The organism is Synechococcus sp. H60.3 (assembly GCF_047462295.1).
GTDB lineage: Bacteria > Cyanobacteriota > Cyanobacteriia > Thermostichales > Thermostichaceae > Thermostichus.
Genome location: NZ_JANSIY010000211.1, coordinates 1 through 1,112, shown reverse-complemented (window position 1 = coordinate 1,112; position 1,112 = coordinate 1). Strand labels below are relative to the sequence as shown.

At 53.3% G+C, this 1,112-nt stretch carries 1 pseudogene; it reads right to left on the bottom strand.

The annotated features are described in order from the left end of the window. Positions 1-5 precede the first annotated feature (5 nt). Positions 6-1,112, bottom strand: a pseudogene (locus tag NW841_RS12840) (hypothetical protein); the annotation flags it as partial.

The following is a 1,112-nucleotide window of genomic DNA, read 5'->3' as shown; positions in this document are numbered from 1 at the left end:
TACTTCTAAGGATCGGTATTTTTCTTCAGTAAGGGGGGGCTGGTAGGGAAAGTGTTGGTGCCTAAGGTTAGGGTTCCCGTTCCTGTGGCTGCGTTTTTAATGCCAACACCAACGTTATCAGTTAAAGTGCTAAAGGCGGTGCCATCTACGACCACATTATCGCTGCTGTGGCTAACTTTAACCCCAATTGCCCCCTCCTCAGTCGTCGGGCTTGAGGTACCGTTTAACTTAATCTTAGAGCTTGGACCCAAAACTTTGGAGCCACCCTTCTGTAGCCAAACGGCTATGCTTGGGTTGGTATTGTCTCCAGTTGTAATTGTGTCGAGATCCACCGTGCTCGATTGAACGATCACTGGCCCTGCTGAAGCTCGACCTAAAACGCCCACAACCCCCTGGCCACTACTGCCGGTAGATTCGATGGTACTGCTGACTACCTCCAGAGTTGTGTTGTTACCTGCATGCACGATGGCGGCAGTGAAGCTTTTGTCGCCTTTGATCTTAACCTCCAGCCCTTTCAGCAAGATGGTACCGCCCAGCGTTGCAGCAGTTACTTCAATACACCTGTCACCCAAAGCTGTGAAGGGTGTGCCGGCAGTGCCGAGGCCCTCACAGTCAATCTGCATAGTGTTTAGAGATGTGCCCACACCGGCAAGCGTGATGGCTGGAGCTTTATTAACTGAGCCACTCGGATCCCCGCTGGTAATCTTGAAGCCTTTGAGACGATAGCCCTTGTTGAGAGTTAGAAGCTTGCCGCTCAAATTGAGGTTAAAGCCGCTAGGGCCGACCACTGTCACAGATCCTCTAGTCAGGGAAGGGGTATTGATGTTGCTAGAAACGGTCTCAGTTGCAGGACTGACAACCGTAACTGTAACATCTGTCCCTCCGTCGGTGCCTGAGCCAATGGTGTTGGCGGCAGAGCTGACAATGGCCGTAGTTAGCGCATACCCCACTGTTTGAAATGGCTGAGTGGCCGTACCGGGATCCGCATCGCTTCCACCCACTGGATCTACGAAGAACTGGACAGTCGAAGGTGTGGGTGTGGGTGTCGGGGTCGGAGTGGGTGTGGGCTGGGCGGCCCGCACCTGGAAAGACCACTGCTGGATGGCAGTGTT